Here is a 16,792-nt window from a genome sequence, read left to right on the forward strand (position 1 = left end):
TGCAGGGCCTTGCTTTCAGCCGCCCGGCTTGCGCGCGCTAATGGCAAAACGATGCTGGATGCCGCGCGAGAGCGCCTTCAGATAGTTCCAGTGCTTCGCTTGCGTCTTATGGATTTCGCGCAGGTTCGTGTCGATCGTCATCCCTTCGAAGCCAGCATCGCCGAGCATGCTTGCGACCAGCTCTGCCCGTGCCCCATTCGAAAAGTGAACGCGCGAAACGATGTCACTGTGATTTTTCATGAGCTCGGGGGGCGCATGCTGCGGATCGGCCTTGAGCAAGCCGGCCCTCTCCATGGTCTTCGCAACTGCCTTCAGCATGCGCTCTACCCGGCTGACATTGACGAAATCCCCGTCAACGATCAGGATAGTGCCACCAGGTTTCAGAACGCGCAGCCATTCGGCAAAAGCCGCTTTGGGATCCACGAGTGTCCATACGAGATGGCGGGTTATGATGACGTCGCAAGTCTCATCGGGCTCGATCGTGTGTTCGACATCAGCCATTCGAAATGAGATCGACCGTCCCCTCGCCTTCGCCTTGGCGCGCGCCCGCTCCAGCATCGGCTCCGCCCAATCGAGCCCCGTGACCTTGAAGCCTAGATCGTCCATCAGGTGGGAAATCACGCCGGTGCCACTGGCGAGGTCAAGCGCCTGCCTGCCATCGCCCGGCCCTAGATGCTTCAGAATCAGTCGGTGCCAGGCAACACGTTCCGGTTCCGAGAAAATCTCATGCCCCGGAGACAGATCGAACGTCGCCGCACGTGCGGACCAATAAGCCTTGATCTCCTCGCGAAGCCCGTAGTTGTGCCCGCCTGCAATCCCTGTTTCACCCATGCTCATGCCGATCGCCATTCCAGTTTGAAATCGTTCTAATAGATATAACTTGACTGCTTTAGTCAGAAAATAATAGACGACGAAAAGTTTTCCACGGGGGTATACTTTTCGATGCGACTTACAGGCAAAACCGCAGCGCTTGCAATGGGCTTTCTCGTCTCCACGGTCCTGCCCGCGCTCGCCGACAAGATCACGATCAAGGACGTGACCGGCCGTAGCGTCGAAGTGAACGCGCCCGTCAACCACATGATTCTCGGCGAAGGACGGCAAATCTACTTTCTCGCCGCGCTCGACAAGGAGGGGCCGTTTGAGCACGTCGTCGGCTGGCGCGACGACCTCCCCAAGGCCGATCCCGAATCCTATGCGGCCTATCTGGCGAAATATCCGGACATCGCCAAGCTGCCGACTTTCGGTGGCATGAAGGACGGCACCTTCGATATCGAGCAGGCCGTGACGCTCAAGCCCGATGTCATTCTCATGAACGTCGACGCCAAGACGGCGACCGAGGAAGCCGGCTACATCGAGAAACTGGCGAAGGTCGGCATTCCGCTTGTCTATGTGGATTTCCGCGAAAAGCCGATGGAAAATACCGAGCCCAGCATGCGCATTATGGGCCAGTTGATGGGCAAGGAGGCCGTCGCCGAGGACTTCATCAAGTTCCGTGCCGACAGCATCAAGCGCGTCACCGACGTCCTGGAAAAGAAAAATCCGGCCAAGCCGGTTGTCTTCGTCGAGCGCGCCGGCGGCTATTCCGATGATTGCTGCATGTCCTTCGGCGACGAGAATTTCGGCAAGATGGTCGAGATTTCAGGCGGTAAGAACATGGCCAAGGACATCATCCCGGGCACCTTCGGCACCGTCAATCCGGAGCAGATCATTGCCTCCAATCCGGACCAGATCATCATCACCGGTGGCAACTGGGACAAGTACGTGCCGGGCGGCGCCTGGGTCGGCGTTGGCTATGGCGCCGACCTCAAGGAAGCGCACCGCAAACTCGAAGCCCTGACCAAGCGCCCTGCCTTCACCGGCGTCAAGGCCGTCGAAGACAAGAACGTCCACGCCATCTGGCACCAGTTCTACAACAACCCCTACCAGTTCGTCGCCATCCAGGAGATCGCCAAGTGGCTGCATCCTGATCTCTTCGCCGATCTCGATCCGGAAGCGACATTCAAGGAACTGCACGCCCGCTTCCTGCCGCTGGAATACAAGCCCGGCTACTTCGTCTCTCTGAAGGACGAATAAGACACTCGGCGGGCCATCCACGGTTCGCCGAAATCGCAAGGCGGGGCCGCGTACGCGGCTCCGCGCTTCTGTTTCAGATTGAGAGGTGTCCATGCGGCTCAAGACACTCTGGCATGTTGCTGTCCTTACCCTCGCGCTCCTGGCCACACCCGCCCTGTCCGCGGAAATCACGGATGTCACCGGTCGCACGGTTGAGATAGACCTGCCCGCCAAGCGCGTCATCGTTGGCGAAGCGCGTCAGATCCATGTGATCGCGGCGCTCAAGGGTGGACAGACCTTCGACACGATCGTCGGCTGGCGTGACGATCTCATCAAGAAGGACCCCGATAGCTACAAGGCTTACGCCGAGCATTTTCCGCGGATCGAAAAGCTGCCTCGTTTCGGTTATGTGCCACAGGGCGATTTCAGCCTCGAAACAGCGATCTCGCTCTCACCGGATGTCATCACGCTCAATCTCGAGGCGGAAAAGTCCGCCAAGGAAAGCGGTTTTGAGCAGAAGGCCGCAGCCGCTGGCATCAAGGTGGTCTATCTCGATTTCCGCATCGATCCCGATAGGAACAGCGAGGCTTCAATTGCGATCCTCGGCAGGCTCTTCGGCGCGGAGGAGCGCGCGAAGGAGTTCATCGCCTATCGCCGCGCCGAGATCGCGCGCGTGACCGACAGGTTGGCAGCCGTGAAAGATCTGAAGCGGCCGAACGTCTTCATCGAGCGCTCGCCCGGCATATCAGGCGAGAACACCTGCTGCCGTACCTTCGGCCCGGTCAATTTCGGCGCCATGGTCGAGCAGGCTGGCGGCCACAACATTGGCGCCGACGTCATAAAGACCACCTTCGGCGATCTCAATCCGGAACAGCTCGTGCTTGCCGATCCGGAACACATCATCGTCACCGGATCGAACTGGGCGGCCGAGTCGGACATAAATCAGTTCGTGCCCGTCGGTCGCGGTGCGGATTTGACGCTGGCCCGGGAGAGGCTGGCAAATCTGATGACCCGGACGCCGTTCCCCGAGCTCAAGGCTGCCAAAACCGGCAACGTGCACGCCACCTGGCATCAGTTCTACGGCGCGCCCTATGAGTTCTTCCCCATCCAGCAATTCGCCAAGTGGTTCCGCCCGGATCTCTTCGCAGATCTCGATCCCGAAGCGAACTTCGCAGAATTCCACAAGCGGTTCCTGCCGGTGACCTACCAGCCGGGATACTTCGTTTCTCTCGAAAAGGGCTCCAACTGATGGCCTCGTTCAGCCAGGTCCAGGCCGAAGTGACGGGGCGCGAGCAATATCGCGCCCTCGCCTTTCGCCGTATCCTCATCCTCGTCGGCCTAACCGCGGCGCTCTGCTTCAGCATCTCGGCCGATATGGCGCTTGGCCCCGCCAACTACGCGCTGTCGGACGTCCTTTCGGCACTCTTTGATCCCGCCGCGGCCGCCAACCAGCTTCGCGTCATTATCTGGGACATCCGTATGCCGATCGCCTTGATGGCGGTGACCGTCGGCGCTTCGCTTTCCGTTGCGGGCGCGCAGATGCAGACGATCCTTTCGAACCCGCTGGCGAGCCCCTTCACGCTCGGCATTTCCGCTGCCGCGAGCTTTGGTGCGGCTCTCGCTTTGGTCGGCGGCGTCGCGATATTTCCGGGTGCGATCGAATACATGGTGCCGCTCAATGCCTTCCTGATGGCGATGGCGGCAGCCCTTTTCATTCATTTCGCCTCGACAATGCGTGGCGTGAGCGTCGAAACGATCGTGCTTCTCGGCATTGCCCTCGTCTTCACCTTCAATGCCGCGCTATCACTGCTGGAATACCTAGCCTCCGAGCAAGCTCTGGCCGCCGTCGTCTTCTGGACGATGGGCAGCCTGACCAAGGCGACCTGGATGAAGGTCTTTTTCACCGCCGCGGTGCTTGTTGTCACAGTGCCGCTCTTCATGCGGCAGGCCTGGGCACTGACAGCTCTCCGTCTCGGTGACGACAAGGCCGCCAGCCTCGGCATCAACGTCCGCCGGCTGCGTCTGCAAACAATGATGATCGTCAGCCTCCTGGCTGCCATCCCCGTGTCGTTCGTCGGCACCATCGGCTTCGTCGGGCTCGTCGGACCGCACATCGCCCGCATGGTCGTTGGCGAGGACCAGCGCTTCTTCCTGCCGGGTTCCGTCATCTGCGGCGCTCTTCTCCTGTCGGTGACATCTGTGGTCAGCAAGATCCTGATCCCCGGCGCAATCCTGCCGATCGGCGTCATTACGGCGCTCGTCGGCGTCCCCTTCTTCTTCGTCCTCATCTTCAGCAATGGGAGGCGCTCATGGTAGCCCTAGCCCTCGCAGATGTCGGCGCTTCCTATGGACGCACGACCGTTCTATCGAACGTGAGCATCGACGACTTGAAAGGCGGCAGCGTCACGGCCATCATCGGCCCCAACGCGGCAGGCAAATCCACGCTATTCAAACGGATCGCGGCCCTGGTGAAAGGTCCTGGCCTGGTCGAGCTTTCCGATACCGATCGCGGATCGCGTACGATCTGCTACATGCCACAAGATACCGGCGCCAATGCCGTTCTGACCGTTTACGAGTCGATTCTGCTGTCAGCTAAGCAAGGCGGCGGCTGGCGGGTCGCCGACGACGAGCTCAATGGCATCGATGAAATCCTGAAGGCTCTTCGCATCGAAAACCTGGCTTTCCGGGGCCTTGGTGAACTCTCCGGCGGCCAGCGCCAGCTTGTGTCTCTCGCGCAGGCGTTGGTACGCAGGCCCGAGGTGCTGCTGATGGACGAGCCGACCTCCGCGCTCGACCTCCACAGACAGATCGAAGTATTGAGCTTTATCGCCGACCTCGCCCGCCGCAACGGAATGATCGCGCTCATCGCGCTCCACGACCTCAATCATGCGCTGCGCTATTGCGAGAACACAATTGTTATCGCCAATGGTGCAATGGCGGCGAGCGGACCGACATCGGACGTCATTACCGACGCCATGCTGCGCGACATCTACAAGATCAACGCTCGCATAGAAAACTGCTCGCAAGGCACACCGATGGTGATTGTCGACGGCGCGATCTGAGATCGCTCCGTCGGACACCGCAATCGGCAATTCAATGAGCGGTGTCCGTCCCCATGATCGCCGCCAAAAGCCGCCCTTCGAGCTCGGCGAGCGCGGGATTGCCGTATCGACGCGGATGCGGATAGGGGATCGCCAGATCAAGCGCAACGCGCCCCTCTTCCATCACGATCACACGATCGGCGAGATGCACCGCCTCGCTGACGTCGTGCGTAACCAGGACGGCCGTAAAGCCCAGCTCCCGCCAGACACGATTGAGCAGTTCCTGCATGCTGATCCGCGTCAATGCGTCGAGCGCGCCCAGCGGTTCGTCGAGTGCCAACACGCCAGGCTTGCTGACAAGTGCCCGCGCCAGCGCGACACGCTGCCGCTGCCCGCCAGAGAGACGAGCAGGCCATTCGGCCGCCTTTTCGGCAAGCTGCACCTCGCCGAGCACCGCCTCGGCCTCCCTGAGAGCGATGCGCTTATCGACCCCACCGCCAAGCCCGACCGCCACGTTTTCGGCGACGCTCAACCAGGGAAGCAGACGAGGCTCCTGAAACACGATCCTGGCATTCGCTTCCGCATCAGCGCCATCGGCGTTCTCGAAATGCAGTTCACCGCTCGTCGGCTCGTCGAGCCCCATCAGAATGCGCAGCAGCGTACTCTTGCCGCAGCCGCTCTTGCCGATGACGGCAACGAACTGCCCGGCCGGAATGTGGAGATTGATGCCGCGGAGCACGCGATTGCCGCCGAAGCTCTTCTCAAGTCCCCTCAGCGTGATTGCCGCAGCGCCGGTGCCGGCTGGCGTCGCGCGATCGGTCTCGTATTCGAACTCGTCCGAGGCTCCTTGAAAACGCTCATGCGCAATGATGGTCATGACGCCTCTCCTACTTCTGGTAAACCGGGTTCCATTTGAGGGCCCGGCGTTCGAGTGCCCGGGCGACGACATCGGCAAGCTTGCCGAGGATGGCGTAGATGACCAGCGCCAGCACCACGACGTCGGTCATCATGAACTCGCGCGCATTGTTCGCCATGTGACCGATGCCGGATGAAGCGGCGATCGATTCCGACACAATCAAGGTCAGCCACATGATGCCGAGCGCGTATCGCAGCCCGACGAAGATAGACGGCAGCGCGCCGGGGAAGATCACCTTTCGGAACAATGTCCAGCGTCCCATCCCATAGACGCGGCCCATTTCGATCAGGTCACGATCGACGTTGCGAACACCATGATAGGTGTTGAGATAAATGGGAAAGAGCACGCCGAGCGAGGTCAGGAACAACTTCGATTCTTCGCCGATCCCGAACCAGAGGATAACCAGCGGGATCATTGCAAGATGCGGGATCGTACGCAGCATCTGCAGCGTCGTATCCGTCAGTTCTTCTAAGATTTTCGAGACGCCGTTGGCGATCCCAAGGAGGAAGCCGATCGAGCCACCTACCAGCAGACCGGCAAAGGCGCGACCGGCGCTGACCAGGATATCGTGCGGCAACTGTCCTGTGACGGTCGTCGACCAGAACGCAACGCCTACATCGGCGGGCGATGGCATGATGCGGGAGGAGATCCAGCCGGCTGACGAGGCCAACTGCCAGGCGGCAATAATTGCCACCGGCACGAGGAAGGGCAATAGCTTGTCCCGCCCTGCAAGCGAGACATGGAGCCTTCCGTTGCGTTCAACGCGCTCGGTCAGCGTCCGCCCAATCGGCGTATCGAAAGTCGACATGAAGGTTTTCCTCGCTTCTGCTTGCATCACCCGGCCTCCGAGGGGTTTGGTGGGCTGGTGCGGTCGATGAAGAAGCGCCGCCCGACAGCGGACGGCGCCAATTGGCAGATCAGGAGCCGGAGACGACTTTCAGGTTTCCGCCATGGCTGCCGCCGCCGAAGACCTGATGCTTTCCAAAATCAGTCTGGAAGCCGTGTCGCTGCTCCTCGCGCGTGATCCCGAGTTCCGGGAACAATAGCTCGGCGACGCGATAGGCCTCCTCAAGATGCGGATAGCCGGATCCGATGACGGTATCGATGCCGACGTCCTGATATTCGCGGAGCCGCGCGGCGACTGTCTTCGGCGAGCCGACCAGTGCCGTCCCTGCCCCGGCGCGTACTAGGCCGACGCCGGCCCACAGGTTCGGCGACACTTCCAGCTTGTCGCGCCGGCCGCCGTGCAATGCCGCCATGCGCTTCTGGCCGACGGAATCGGATTCATTCACGAAACGCTCCTGCGCCTCGCGGATCGTCTCATCGTCGAGTTTCGAGATCAGGCGATCTGCCGCTGCCCATGCTTCCTCATCGGTTTCGCGGACGATGAAATGCAGGCGAATGCCGAAGCTCACTTCGCGCCCCTTTTTCGCAGCAGCAGCGCGCACCTTTTGAACCTTTTCGGCAACTTGAGCCGGTGGCTCGCCCCAGGTCAGGTATTTGTCGACACGGCCGACCGAGAAGTCGATGCCGGCATCCGACGAACCACCGAAGTACAGCGGCGGTCGCGGGTTCTGGACGGAAGGAAAACCAAGCTTCGCGTTCGTCGCCTTGATGTACTTGCCATCATAGCTCGCGACACCCTTCTCCAGCAGCTCTTCGAAAACCGTGAAGAACTCGTCGGCATGGGCATAGCGTTCGTCATGCGCGAGATGAATGCCGTCGCCGGCAAGCTCCGCCGGACTGCCGCCGACGACGATGTTGAGCAGCAGGCGCCCATTCGAAATACGGTCCAGCGTCGTCGTCAGGCGCGCGTAATATGCCGGCGATGCCGTGCCGGGACGGATAGCCACCAGGAACTGCAGCCTCTCGGTATTGGCGGCAAGTGCTGCTGCCGTCACGAAGGACTCTTCGCAGGCAACGCCCGTCGGCAGCAGCACGCCGGAGTAGCCGAGACGATCAGCTGCCTGGGCGATCTGCGTCAGATAGCCGATCTCGGGCGCGCGCGTCTGCTCGTTCGAACCGAGATAGGCGCCATCCCCGGAGGTCGGGATGAACCAGAGGAAATTGATAGGGGCGTGTTTGCTGGTCATGGATGTGATGCCTTCTAGTCGGAATGGAAATCAGCTTGCCTTGGCGCGCCAGATGATGTCGCCGGTGTTCAGCTGCTTCGGCACGATGCCGAGCTTGTAGAACTCATCGGCCAGCCCCTGCTGGTAGGCCGCGGCCGCATCCGTGATGCCAGATACGCTGCCGAGATCGGCTCCCGCGCGCGTCAGGGTCACGCGTGTTACCTCCGGCGGCACGCCGGTGATCTCGGAGAGCTCCTTGATTGTCTGATCGAGATTGCTCTGAGCAGAGCTCCCGACCTGCTTAAGCTCATCAAGCACATCGGTGATGACCTGCCCGTTTGCGTCGGTGAACTCGGCATTCGCAAGGAAGAAGCTGTAGGAGTCGACAATGCCTTCAGCCGTCGTCAGAACCCGCGTTTCCGGATCGGCTTCAGCAATTGCGAGATAGGGGTCCCAAATCGACCAGGCGTCGATGCTACCATTCTTGAAGGCTGCCGCCGCATCCGCCGGGCTGAGATCCACGCCCTCAATGTCTTCCGGTGCCAGGCCTGCCTTACGCAGGACCTTGACTGTAACGTTATGCGCGCTCGAACCGCGCTTGAAGGCAATCTTCTTGCCCTTCAGATCTTCCAGCGTCTGGATGGGCGAGTCCTTTCTGACAAGGATTGCCGAGCCTGCCGGGCTGCCTCGATAGAGCCCCACATAGTAGAGGTGACCGCCGGCCGCCTGGGCAAAAAGCGGAGGCACGTCGCCCGTTGCACCGAAGTCGAGCGCACCAGCGCCGAGCGCTTCCAGCAGAGGCGGGCCGGAGGTGAATTCCGACCAGCTGACGCTAATGCCTCTGTCCGCTAGCCGCTTTTCCAGCGCGCCGCGGCGCTTGGCGAGGGCCAGGACCCCGTTCTTCTGCCAGCCGATCCGAAATTCGGTCGTTGCCGCGCGCGCACCCTTGATGCCAGGCAACAATGCCGTGGCAGCCGCAGCGCCGAAAAGTCCCAATGTTTGACGTCGTGAGATCATGATCGTTCCCTCGTTGGGAGGCAGCCGGTCTCGGCGCTCCAGCGTTTCGATACTCCAATCTTGATAAAACCTATTAAATCGATCGACATTTATAATTATCATCTTTCGACGCTCCCGGGATTATCCGAACCAGCATTCGCCGCTTTCGAGGAAAATTTTTCTGTCTCGAGGTTGCCGGCGCTCCGATGCCTTTTCGCGCGCAGTGCTTTCGGCTAATCCTCATGCCCTGCATTCAGAAAAGGATAGGCACATGGCAAAAGTCGCATTCATCGGTCTTGGCGTGATGGGGTTTCCCATGGCGGGCCATCTCAAGGTGAAAGGCGGCCATGACGTCACGGTCTACAACCGGACCGCATCAAAGGCGGCTGCCTGGGCAGAAAAGTTTGGTGGTAAATCGGCCCCAACGCCTGCGGAAGCAGCCAAGGATGCGGATTTCGTCTTCACCTGCGTCGGCAATGACGACGATCTCCGCTCCGTGACAACGGGCAAGAACGGCGTTTTTGAAACGATGAAGCCCGGTGCGATCCTGATCGACAACACGACCGCGAGCGCCGAAGTTGCCCGCGAGCTTGATACCGCAGCGAAAGACAAGGGCTGCGGCTTCATCGATGCCCCAGTATCGGGCGGACAGGCGGGCGCCGAGAACGGCGTGCTGACGGTCATGTGCGGCGGCGAGGAGACCACGTTCGACAAGGCAAAGCCTGTCATCGATGCCTACGCCCGCATGGTCGGCCTCATGGGACCGGCGGGCGCCGGCCAACTGACCAAGATGATCAACCAGATCTGCATCGCCGGCCTCGTCCAGGGACTTGCGGAAGGCATTCATTTCGGAAAGCGCGCCGGCCTGGACATCGAGAAGGTCGTCGAAGTTATCTCCAAAGGTGCTGCCGGCTCGTGGCAGATGGAGAACAGGCATAAGACCATGAACGAGGGGAGATACGATTTCGGCTTCGCCATCGATTGGATGCGCAAGGATCTCGGAATCGTGCTCAGCGAGGCGCGCCGCAACGGTGCGAAACTGCCGGTGACAGCCTTGGTCGATCAATTCTATGGCGACGTCCAGGCCATGGGAGGCAACCGCTGGGATACGTCCTCACTGCTGGCTCGACTGGAGAAATGATCGGCCCCTCCTCCAGTGCCGCGGAACTGATCGCGCATCTGCAAACGCTGCGCTCGGAGGAAAACATATCCGGCATGGCCCGTTTTGGTATCGTCACCGAAACCGCGCTCGGCATCTCCAATCCGGATCTCCAGAAAATCGCCCGGATAGTGAAGCTGAACCATGCCCGCGCCCTTGAGCTTTGGCAGAGCGGCATCCGCGAAGGCCGCTTACTCGCTCTCTATACGGCAGAGCCCAATAAGCTTACGCTCGAAACCGCGCGAGCCTGGGCCGACGACTTCGACTCATGGGAAATCGTCGATTGCGCAGCAGACCTCTATGTCGAAGCACGCATCGAAACGCTCATTCCCGAATTCGCATCCGACGAGCGGGAATTCGTCCGGCGCACAGCCTTTGCAATGATTGCGGGCGCGGCCGTCCACCTGAAGAAGGAGCCGGATGAGACATTGCTGGCCTCGCTTCCGCTGATCGCGACCCATGCCGACGATCCGCGCAATTTCGTGCGCAAGGCTGTGAACTGGGCGCTGAGAAACATCGGAAAACGAAGTCTCTACTGCCATACCGCAGCACTGGAGCTCGCGAAGAAACTGGCGGCATCGGATGATCAGACGGCACGTTGGATCGGCAAGGATGCCGTCCGGGAATTGACGAGCGACAAGGTGCTCGCCAGACTGGATCGGAGGGCGGCTCTACGGTGACCGCGGTATCCGCCATCGGAAAGACAGCGGGCGGACGATGCTTCGCCCGCTGTCTCGCTTGTCAACTACTTCTGAATGCACGTCTTGACGGTATCTTTGGTGCATTCGTCGAGACCGGTGAAGACGGGATCCGGAACCTTCTTTCCGGCGATCAGGTCCATCATGACCGTTGGCGCCTTGTAGCCCATTTCGAACGGCCGCTGACCGACAAGAGCGGTCACGAGACCTTCCTTGGCGATCGCGACTTCATCGCCGATCGTGTCGGCTGCACCGATCACGAACTCGTTCTTCGAAATCTTCTTAGCCATCGGCTTGAATAGGTCGCGATAGGGTTGCGGTGCGCCAAACAGCGGCCAGCCACCCATGATGCCGAAGGCATCGAGGTCCGGATTGGCCTGAAGAATGTCGGTCATGGCCTGAACGCCCTTGGCGCCGTCGTCGTTCGTGAAGACCGGGCAGCCGGCAACCTCCGTCCATCCACCCTCACCCTTCAATGCCGTCAGGCCTTTCTTCCCGGTCAAGGTATCGCGCATACCCTGAGCACGCCGGAGAATGTTGTCGGCGCCGGGGTTGCCTTCGATCGTGCAGATCTTGCCACCCTTTGGCTTCGCTTTCTTGATATATTCGCCGATGCGCGCGCCCATCAGATAGTTATCGGTGCCGAGATAGGTCTTGCGCAGAGCTGAATCCTCTGCCGCAAGGTCGGCGTCGAGGGTCATCACAGGAACCTTGGGATTTGCCGTCTTCAGCGTCTGCGCGATCAGTTTGGCGTTCGACGGAGATATGGCGATTGCCGCCGTTTCGGCCTTGCCCAATACGTCCTGAACGATCTGCGCCTCGCCGGCCTCATCCGATGTCGATGCTGGGCCCGTGTAGAAGCACTCGTACTCGGACTTGGCGTTTTCCTTGTTCCACTTCTGGCAACCTTGGTTGATCGCCTCGAAGAACGGGTTGTCGAGGCCCTTCACAACGATGACCAACTGCTTCTTGGCTGCCAGGGCCTGTCCGGCCGTCAGCGCCAGCACCGCGACTGTAAGCAATAATGCCTTCTTCATAGCTTCCTCCCATTGAAAAATGGCGGACGCCATCGCCCGCCACATGATCAACCCGGATACCAGACGATGCGAGAATCCTCCTCCGAACGCACATACCCCCAGGCCGAGTCGATTAGCATTTCCAGATCGTAAACGGGCCGCCACCCGAGCAGGTATTTCGCCTTGCTGTTGTCCATCCAGTTCGAGTGGAACTGGCTCGGCATGTCGACGGAACCGAGGCCGCGCGTGCGCGCAAGGTGGAGGGCAACCTCACCGTAGTCGACAGGTCGATCCATGCAAATGTTGAACAGCTGGCCGCGCGCGCGCGGATTGTCGAGCGCTGCAAGTATTGCGGAGACGAGATCGTCGACGTGAACGAAATTGCGCTTCAAGGGGTGGCCATCGGCGTCACGCAACAACGGAACCGTCTGCTCCCGCGCATAGCGCACGGCGTCGCTCTCCGGAACGAGCGTCTTCCAATCCGGCCCCCCGAAAACATCGTCTCCGAACGACAGCGTGAACTTGAAGTCATCCTTCTCCATGATCCAAGGCGCACGCAGGCAGCAGCCATTGATGCCATACTGGATCTGGAATTGCTCCAGCATCACCTCTTCCAGCACCTTCGATAGGGCATAGCAGCCGGGATAGGCCTGATGCGGCGTCGCTTCGGTAATCGGCGCCTCGTGGCGATAGAAGAAATGCCCTATCGCGGCATCGCCGCCGATGAGAATGAACTGGCGCGCAGTGGCGCTGGTCCTGAAGCCCTCGAGAAGCCAGAATAGCCCCTTGACGGTGACATCCATCACGTCATCGGGCGTCTCCTTGCACGTCGCGAGATGCACGACATGCGTGACATCAGCAAGCGCGCTCGTAACCGCCTCGCGATCGCTGATCGAGCCGCGTACCGCCTCGACGCGTTCGGTTTCTGGGCACAAGCGGTTATGACAAAGCGCGCGAATGCGCGCCTTCGAAAATCGCGGATCGTCGAGCAGCCCAGCGATGAAGTGCTGCCCGACCTTGCCCGTTGCACCGGTGACAAGGATCAGCATGCTCTCCTCCACGAACAGCTAATATACAGACACCTCCGCGCGTCAATCGAATTGTACTATAAAACGAGTAATTGTAACGAACGCCGTAAATTAGCAGCATCCGATTGACGGTTTCGCGCGGTTCTGGATAAATGCTGAGAGCGCTCGCAGGGAGGAACTGGCGGGTGAAATTGCGGCCTGAAACGCGGTCGCTGCTTTGGGAGGCTAGACAGCTGGTGGCAGTTCTCGAGCTCACCAACATCTCAAAACATTTCGGCGCCATACAGGCGGTCAACGACGTATCGTTTTCTCTGGAAGCGGGAGAGGTCGTCGGGTTGATGGGCGACAACGGCGCCGGTAAATCGACGCTTGTGAAAATGATCGCCGGCAATTTCCGTCCAAGCCACGGAACGATGCGGCTCGACGACCAAGACCTCGTTCTGCATCGGCCGGTCGAAGCCCGACAACGGGGCATCGAGATCGTCCACCAGGACCTCGCGCTTTGCAACAATCTGACGGCCGCCGCCAATGTATTCCTCGGCCGCGAGATCCGCAGTGGTTTCGGCCCCCTTCGCATCCTCGACTACAAATCGATGTACAAGCGCGCCGGCGAAATCTTCAAGGAGCTGAAATCGGAGACACGACCACGAGATCTGGTAAAACAGATGTCGGGTGGCCAACGCCAGGCCGTGGCAATCGCTCGTACCATGCTGGCGGAGGCGAAGCTCGTGCTCATGGACGAGCCGACCGCCGCCATCTCCGTACGCCAGGTTGCGGAGGTTCTTGCTCACATCCGTCAACTGCGCGATCGCGGCATCGCAGTCATTCTGATCAGCCACCGCATGCCTGACGTCTTCTCGGTTGCCGACCGCGTGATCGTCATGCGGCGCGGGCGTAAGGTCGCAGACAAGCCGATAGCGGCGAGTTCGCCGGAGGAAGTCACGGGGCTGATAACGGGCGCAATCGAACAGGTGTGATTAGCACACGGTAGTTAACGCAAGCGAAGGTCGACCATGGCAATAACCCTCGATCAGACGATAGCGCAGAAGCAGCGCAACTGGTTCTCGTCCATTTTCGCCAGTCAGACCTTTTGGGTGCTCGTTGCCGTCGTCCTCGCCTGCATCTTCCTGTCCTTCGCCACGAGCTCCTTCGCCACGCCCACCAACCTTTACAACATCACCCGCAACGTCACCTTCGTCGCGATTATTGCGCTTGGAATGACGCTGGTCATCATCACCGGCGGAATCGACCTGTCGGTCGGCTCCGTGCTTTGCCTCTGCAGCATGATCCTTGCGATCACCATGCATGCCGGCTATGGCATCGGAACGGGCATTGCAGCCTCGATCGGCACAGCGCTGGTGGTCGGCGCCTTCAACGGCATTCTGATCGCCTACCTCGGATTCCCGCCCTTCGTCGTCACCCTTGGCATGTTGTCGATCGCCCGAAGCCTAGCGATGGTGGCCTCGAACAACACCGTCGTCTTCCAGTTCGGCCCCGATCACGACAAGCTGCTGGCGCTCGGCGGCGGTGCATGGCTCTTCGGCATCGCCAATCCCGTGCTTTACATGGCTGTTCTGGCATTGCTGACCGGCTTCGTACTGCGCTGGACACGCTTCGGTCGCTACGTCTTCGCCATCGGTGGAAACGAGCACGCCGCGACCCTGACCGGCGTGCCGGTCAGGAAGATCAAGGTCGCGGTCTACATGATCTCGGCTCTGTCGGCCGGTGTTGCCGGCATCATCCAGACAGGTTGGCTCGGAGCCGTCACGACGAACATCGGCGCCGGGATGGAATTGCAGGTCATCGCCGCAGCCGTGATCGGCGGCGCCAATCTCGCCGGCGGTGTCGGCACCGCCTTCGGCGCCCTTGTCGGCGCCGCCTTGATCGAGGTTATCCGCAACAGCCTTGGCCTATTGGGCATCAATGCCTTCTGGCAAGGGACCTTCATCGGCGGCGCGATCGTTCTTGCGGTTCTGTTCGACCGGCTGAGAAACCTGCGGCAGAGCGAATAACGCTGCGCCGCCGTCGCTTGTCAGTCCTCGTTCGACTTCGCGTTGTCGAGGATCATGTAATCGAGCGGCAGTTGCGTCGAATACTTGATCTGCTCCATGGCAAAGGCGGACGACACATCGCGGATCTCGATCTTGGCGATCATCCGCTTATAGAAGGCGTCGTAGGCGGCAATGTCAGGCACAACCACACGCAACAGATAGTCCACATCGCCGCTCATGCGATAGAACTCGACCACCTCGGGAAAATCGGCAACGACTTCGGAAAAGCGCCGCAGCCACTCGATCGAGTGCGTTGCCGTCCGGATCGACACAAAGACCGTGACCTTGGTGTTGACCTTTTCCGGATCGAGGATCGCAACGCGGCGCTTGATCACACCGTCCTCTTCCATCTTCTGGATGCGCCGCCAGCATGGTGTCGTGGAAAGCCCGACCTTCTTGGCAAGGTCGGCAACAGCCAAAGTCGAATCTTCCTGCAAGAGACGCAGGATTTTGCGGTCAAGACGGTCCATCTGGAAAAGCCCCTTCGAATTTATTTTCTCTGTATAGCGCGATTCCGGCAGGTTAAAAGAATTTTTTTTCAGCGCAGCAGCGCGCCGACCCGTTCCCGCAGCACAGGCAGCAACTCCTCCTCGAACCATAAGTTGCGCTTGATCCAACCGGTGTTGCGCCAGCTCGGATGCGGCAACGGCAGAATTGACGGCAGATGTGTCGGTGAAAGCGTCGTCCGCCAAGCCCGCACCGTCTCGGTCATGTTTTGGCGGCGTTCCGTGCGCATGTGCCAAGCCTGCGCATACTGGCCGACTGCAAGGATAAGCTCGATCTGCGGCATTGCCGAAATGACCCTGCTCCGCCAATGCGGTGCACATTCGCGCCGCGGCGGCAAATCACTGCCCTTGGCATCATAACCGGGAAAACAGAAGCCCATCGGCACGATGGCGAAACAGTCGCGGTCATAGAACGTCTCTCGATCGACCTGCAGCCAGTCCCGCAGGCGATCGCCGGATGCATCGTTGAATGGCAGGCCAGTCTCGTGAACCTTAAGACCTGGTGCCTGCCCCGCGATCAATATCCTCGCCATCGACGATATCACCGCGACCGGCCGCGGCTCGTGCGGCAAGCGAGCGTCCGCGCCGCCAAGCGGCGTATCCCGACAGATGCGACAGGCCGCAATTTCCTGCCGGAGAATATCGAGCGCCTGCTCGTCTGGCGGAGCCTTCCCGCTCACCATCCGAGCAGCCCCATGATGCCGCGGGTATCCGATCGCGGCGCGTGGTCGCGCACGCTGCGGGGCATTTCGAACGCACCCGCCCACAACCCGACTTTCTCGACCTTTGCTTGCGTCTCCTCATCACGGTAAGCACCGTAGGATACTGCCATGCCCTTGCGCACCATTTCCGCGTTCAGGTCGATGCCGCCGGCATGGCAGATCACCAGCATGCGGTCGAAACGATCCCGTTCGGTTCCACCGCAGCGCGTATCGCCAGGTCGAGCAAGCGCTTGCAACGCTTTCTTCGCCTCCTGACCGCAAGCCCATCGAGCGCCTTCCCGCTCGCATGTCTGGGTGAGCTCGGGGGCATCGACGCCGTAGAGCCGCATACGCTCGCTGCCGAGATTCAGACTATCGCCGTCAACAGCATGAAATTGGCCGACATAGTTCGTCTCGGCCCTGTCGTTCAGCTTGGCCGCGATCAGCCACAGAAATGCCAGCAGAGCCAGCGCTGTCACGCCGTCGCGCATCACTCGCCAACCGCGCGTCACGCTTTCGCCTCCTTAAAAAACAAATCCTTGGCAAAGATGGCTAA

At 60.3% G+C, this 16,792-nt stretch carries 18 protein-coding genes; 8 read left to right on the forward strand and 10 right to left on the reverse strand.

What is annotated here, in order from left to right:
• Positions 1 to 15 precede the first annotated feature (15 nt).
• Positions 16 to 831 (reverse strand): class I SAM-dependent methyltransferase, encoded by an 816-nt coding sequence (locus NBG89_RS08385; RefSeq protein WP_431322636.1) that lies wholly within the window; start codon positions 829 to 831, stop codon positions 16 to 18.
• Positions 832 to 942: 111 nt separating this feature from the next.
• Here NBG89_RS08385 and NBG89_RS08390 point away from each other — a divergent pair, with 111 nt between their 5' ends.
• From NBG89_RS08390 to NBG89_RS08405, 4 genes are all read left to right on the forward strand, one after another.
• Entirely contained in the window at positions 943 to 2,073 is a 1,131-nt protein-coding gene (locus tag NBG89_RS08390) for an ABC transporter substrate-binding protein (RefSeq protein ID WP_431322429.1), read from the forward strand.
• Positions 2,074 to 2,164: 91 nt separating this feature from the next.
• Complete coding sequence (locus NBG89_RS08395; protein ID WP_431322430.1) at positions 2,165 to 3,301, forward strand: ABC transporter substrate-binding protein; 1,137 nt, start codon at positions 2,165 to 2,167, stop codon at positions 3,299 to 3,301.
• Complete coding sequence (locus NBG89_RS08400) at positions 3,301 to 4,368, forward strand: FecCD family ABC transporter permease (protein ID WP_431322431.1); 1,068 nt, start codon at positions 3,301 to 3,303, stop codon at positions 4,366 to 4,368. The genes NBG89_RS08395 and NBG89_RS08400 overlap by 1 nt, the downstream gene beginning before the upstream one ends.
• Complete coding sequence (locus NBG89_RS08405) at positions 4,362 to 5,114, forward strand: ABC transporter ATP-binding protein (protein ID WP_431322432.1); 753 nt, start codon at positions 4,362 to 4,364, stop codon at positions 5,112 to 5,114. Before NBG89_RS08400 ends, NBG89_RS08405 begins: the two co-directional genes overlap by 7 nt.
• 31 nt (positions 5,115 to 5,145) lie before the next feature.
• On the opposite strand, the gene NBG89_RS08410 is transcribed toward NBG89_RS08405, so the two are convergent.
• From NBG89_RS08410 to NBG89_RS08425, 4 genes are all read right to left on the reverse strand, one after another.
• Positions 5,146 to 5,970, reverse strand: a complete 825-nt coding sequence (locus NBG89_RS08410) for an ATP-binding cassette domain-containing protein (protein WP_431322433.1) — start codon at positions 5,968 to 5,970, stop codon at positions 5,146 to 5,148.
• 10 nt (positions 5,971 to 5,980) lie between these two features.
• Positions 5,981 to 6,817, reverse strand: a complete 837-nt coding sequence (locus tag NBG89_RS08415) for an ABC transporter permease subunit (protein WP_431322434.1) — start codon at positions 6,815 to 6,817, stop codon at positions 5,981 to 5,983.
• A 109-nt stretch (positions 6,818 to 6,926) separates the two neighbouring features.
• The gene (gene ssuD / locus NBG89_RS08420; protein WP_431322435.1) at positions 6,927 to 8,102 is read right to left on the reverse strand and encodes an FMNH2-dependent alkanesulfonate monooxygenase; all 1,176 of its coding nucleotides are present in this window, start codon (positions 8,100 to 8,102) and stop codon (positions 6,927 to 6,929) included.
• 30 nt (positions 8,103 to 8,132) lie between these two features.
• Positions 8,133 to 9,098 (reverse strand): aliphatic sulfonate ABC transporter substrate-binding protein, encoded by a 966-nt coding sequence (locus NBG89_RS08425; RefSeq protein ID WP_431322436.1) that lies wholly within the window; start codon positions 9,096 to 9,098, stop codon positions 8,133 to 8,135.
• 250 nt (positions 9,099 to 9,348) lie between these two features.
• Here NBG89_RS08425 and NBG89_RS08430 point away from each other — a divergent pair, with 250 nt between their 5' ends.
• Complete coding sequence (locus NBG89_RS08430; protein ID WP_431322437.1) at positions 9,349 to 10,218, forward strand: NAD(P)-dependent oxidoreductase; 870 nt, start codon at positions 9,349 to 9,351, stop codon at positions 10,216 to 10,218.
• A complete protein-coding gene (locus tag NBG89_RS08435; protein WP_431322438.1) occupies positions 10,215 to 10,916 on the forward strand; it encodes a DNA alkylation repair protein in 702 nt (233 codons plus the stop codon). Before NBG89_RS08430 ends, NBG89_RS08435 begins: the two co-directional genes overlap by 4 nt.
• Positions 10,917 to 10,981: 65 nt before the next feature.
• Here the strand turns inward: NBG89_RS08435 and NBG89_RS08440 are convergent, their stop codons facing one another.
• Positions 10,982 to 11,971, reverse strand: a complete 990-nt coding sequence (locus tag NBG89_RS08440) for a sugar-binding protein (RefSeq protein ID WP_007533089.1) — start codon at positions 11,969 to 11,971, stop codon at positions 10,982 to 10,984.
• Positions 11,972 to 12,018: 47 nt separating this feature from the next.
• Positions 12,019 to 12,999, reverse strand: a complete 981-nt coding sequence (locus tag NBG89_RS08445; RefSeq protein ID WP_431322439.1) for an NAD-dependent epimerase/dehydratase family protein — start codon at positions 12,997 to 12,999, stop codon at positions 12,019 to 12,021.
• Positions 13,000 to 13,130: 131 nt separating this feature from the next.
• On the opposite strand from NBG89_RS08445, the gene NBG89_RS08450 reads away from it, so the two are divergent.
• Together NBG89_RS08450 and NBG89_RS08455 are read left to right on the forward strand one after the other, a co-directional pair.
• Entirely contained in the window at positions 13,131 to 13,955 is an 825-nt protein-coding gene (locus NBG89_RS08450) for an ATP-binding cassette domain-containing protein (protein ID WP_431322440.1), read from the forward strand.
• 36 nt (positions 13,956 to 13,991) lie between these two features.
• On the forward strand, positions 13,992 to 14,990 hold the full coding sequence (locus NBG89_RS08455; protein ID WP_088694335.1) for an ABC transporter permease: 999 nt from the start codon (positions 13,992 to 13,994) through the stop codon (positions 14,988 to 14,990).
• A 20-nt stretch (positions 14,991 to 15,010) separates the two neighbouring features.
• Here the strand turns inward: NBG89_RS08455 and NBG89_RS08460 are convergent, their stop codons facing one another.
• From NBG89_RS08460 to NBG89_RS08470, 3 genes are all read right to left on the reverse strand, one after another.
• Positions 15,011 to 15,499, reverse strand: coding sequence for an Lrp/AsnC family transcriptional regulator (locus tag NBG89_RS08460; RefSeq protein WP_007533095.1), 489 nt, complete (start codon positions 15,497 to 15,499; stop codon positions 15,011 to 15,013).
• Between the two features lie 68 nt (positions 15,500 to 15,567).
• The gene (locus NBG89_RS08465; RefSeq protein WP_431322441.1) at positions 15,568 to 16,218 is read right to left on the reverse strand and encodes a uracil-DNA glycosylase family protein; all 651 of its coding nucleotides are present in this window, start codon (positions 16,216 to 16,218) and stop codon (positions 15,568 to 15,570) included.
• Positions 16,212 to 16,748 (reverse strand): thermonuclease family protein, encoded by a 537-nt coding sequence (locus tag NBG89_RS08470; RefSeq protein ID WP_431322442.1) that lies wholly within the window; start codon positions 16,746 to 16,748, stop codon positions 16,212 to 16,214. Before NBG89_RS08470 ends, NBG89_RS08465 begins: the two co-directional genes overlap by 7 nt.
• Positions 16,749 to 16,792 lie beyond the last annotated feature (44 nt).

The organism is Rhizobium sp. YTU87027, from assembly GCF_050644135.1.
Classification (GTDB): Bacteria; Pseudomonadota; Alphaproteobacteria; order Rhizobiales; family Rhizobiaceae; genus Rhizobium.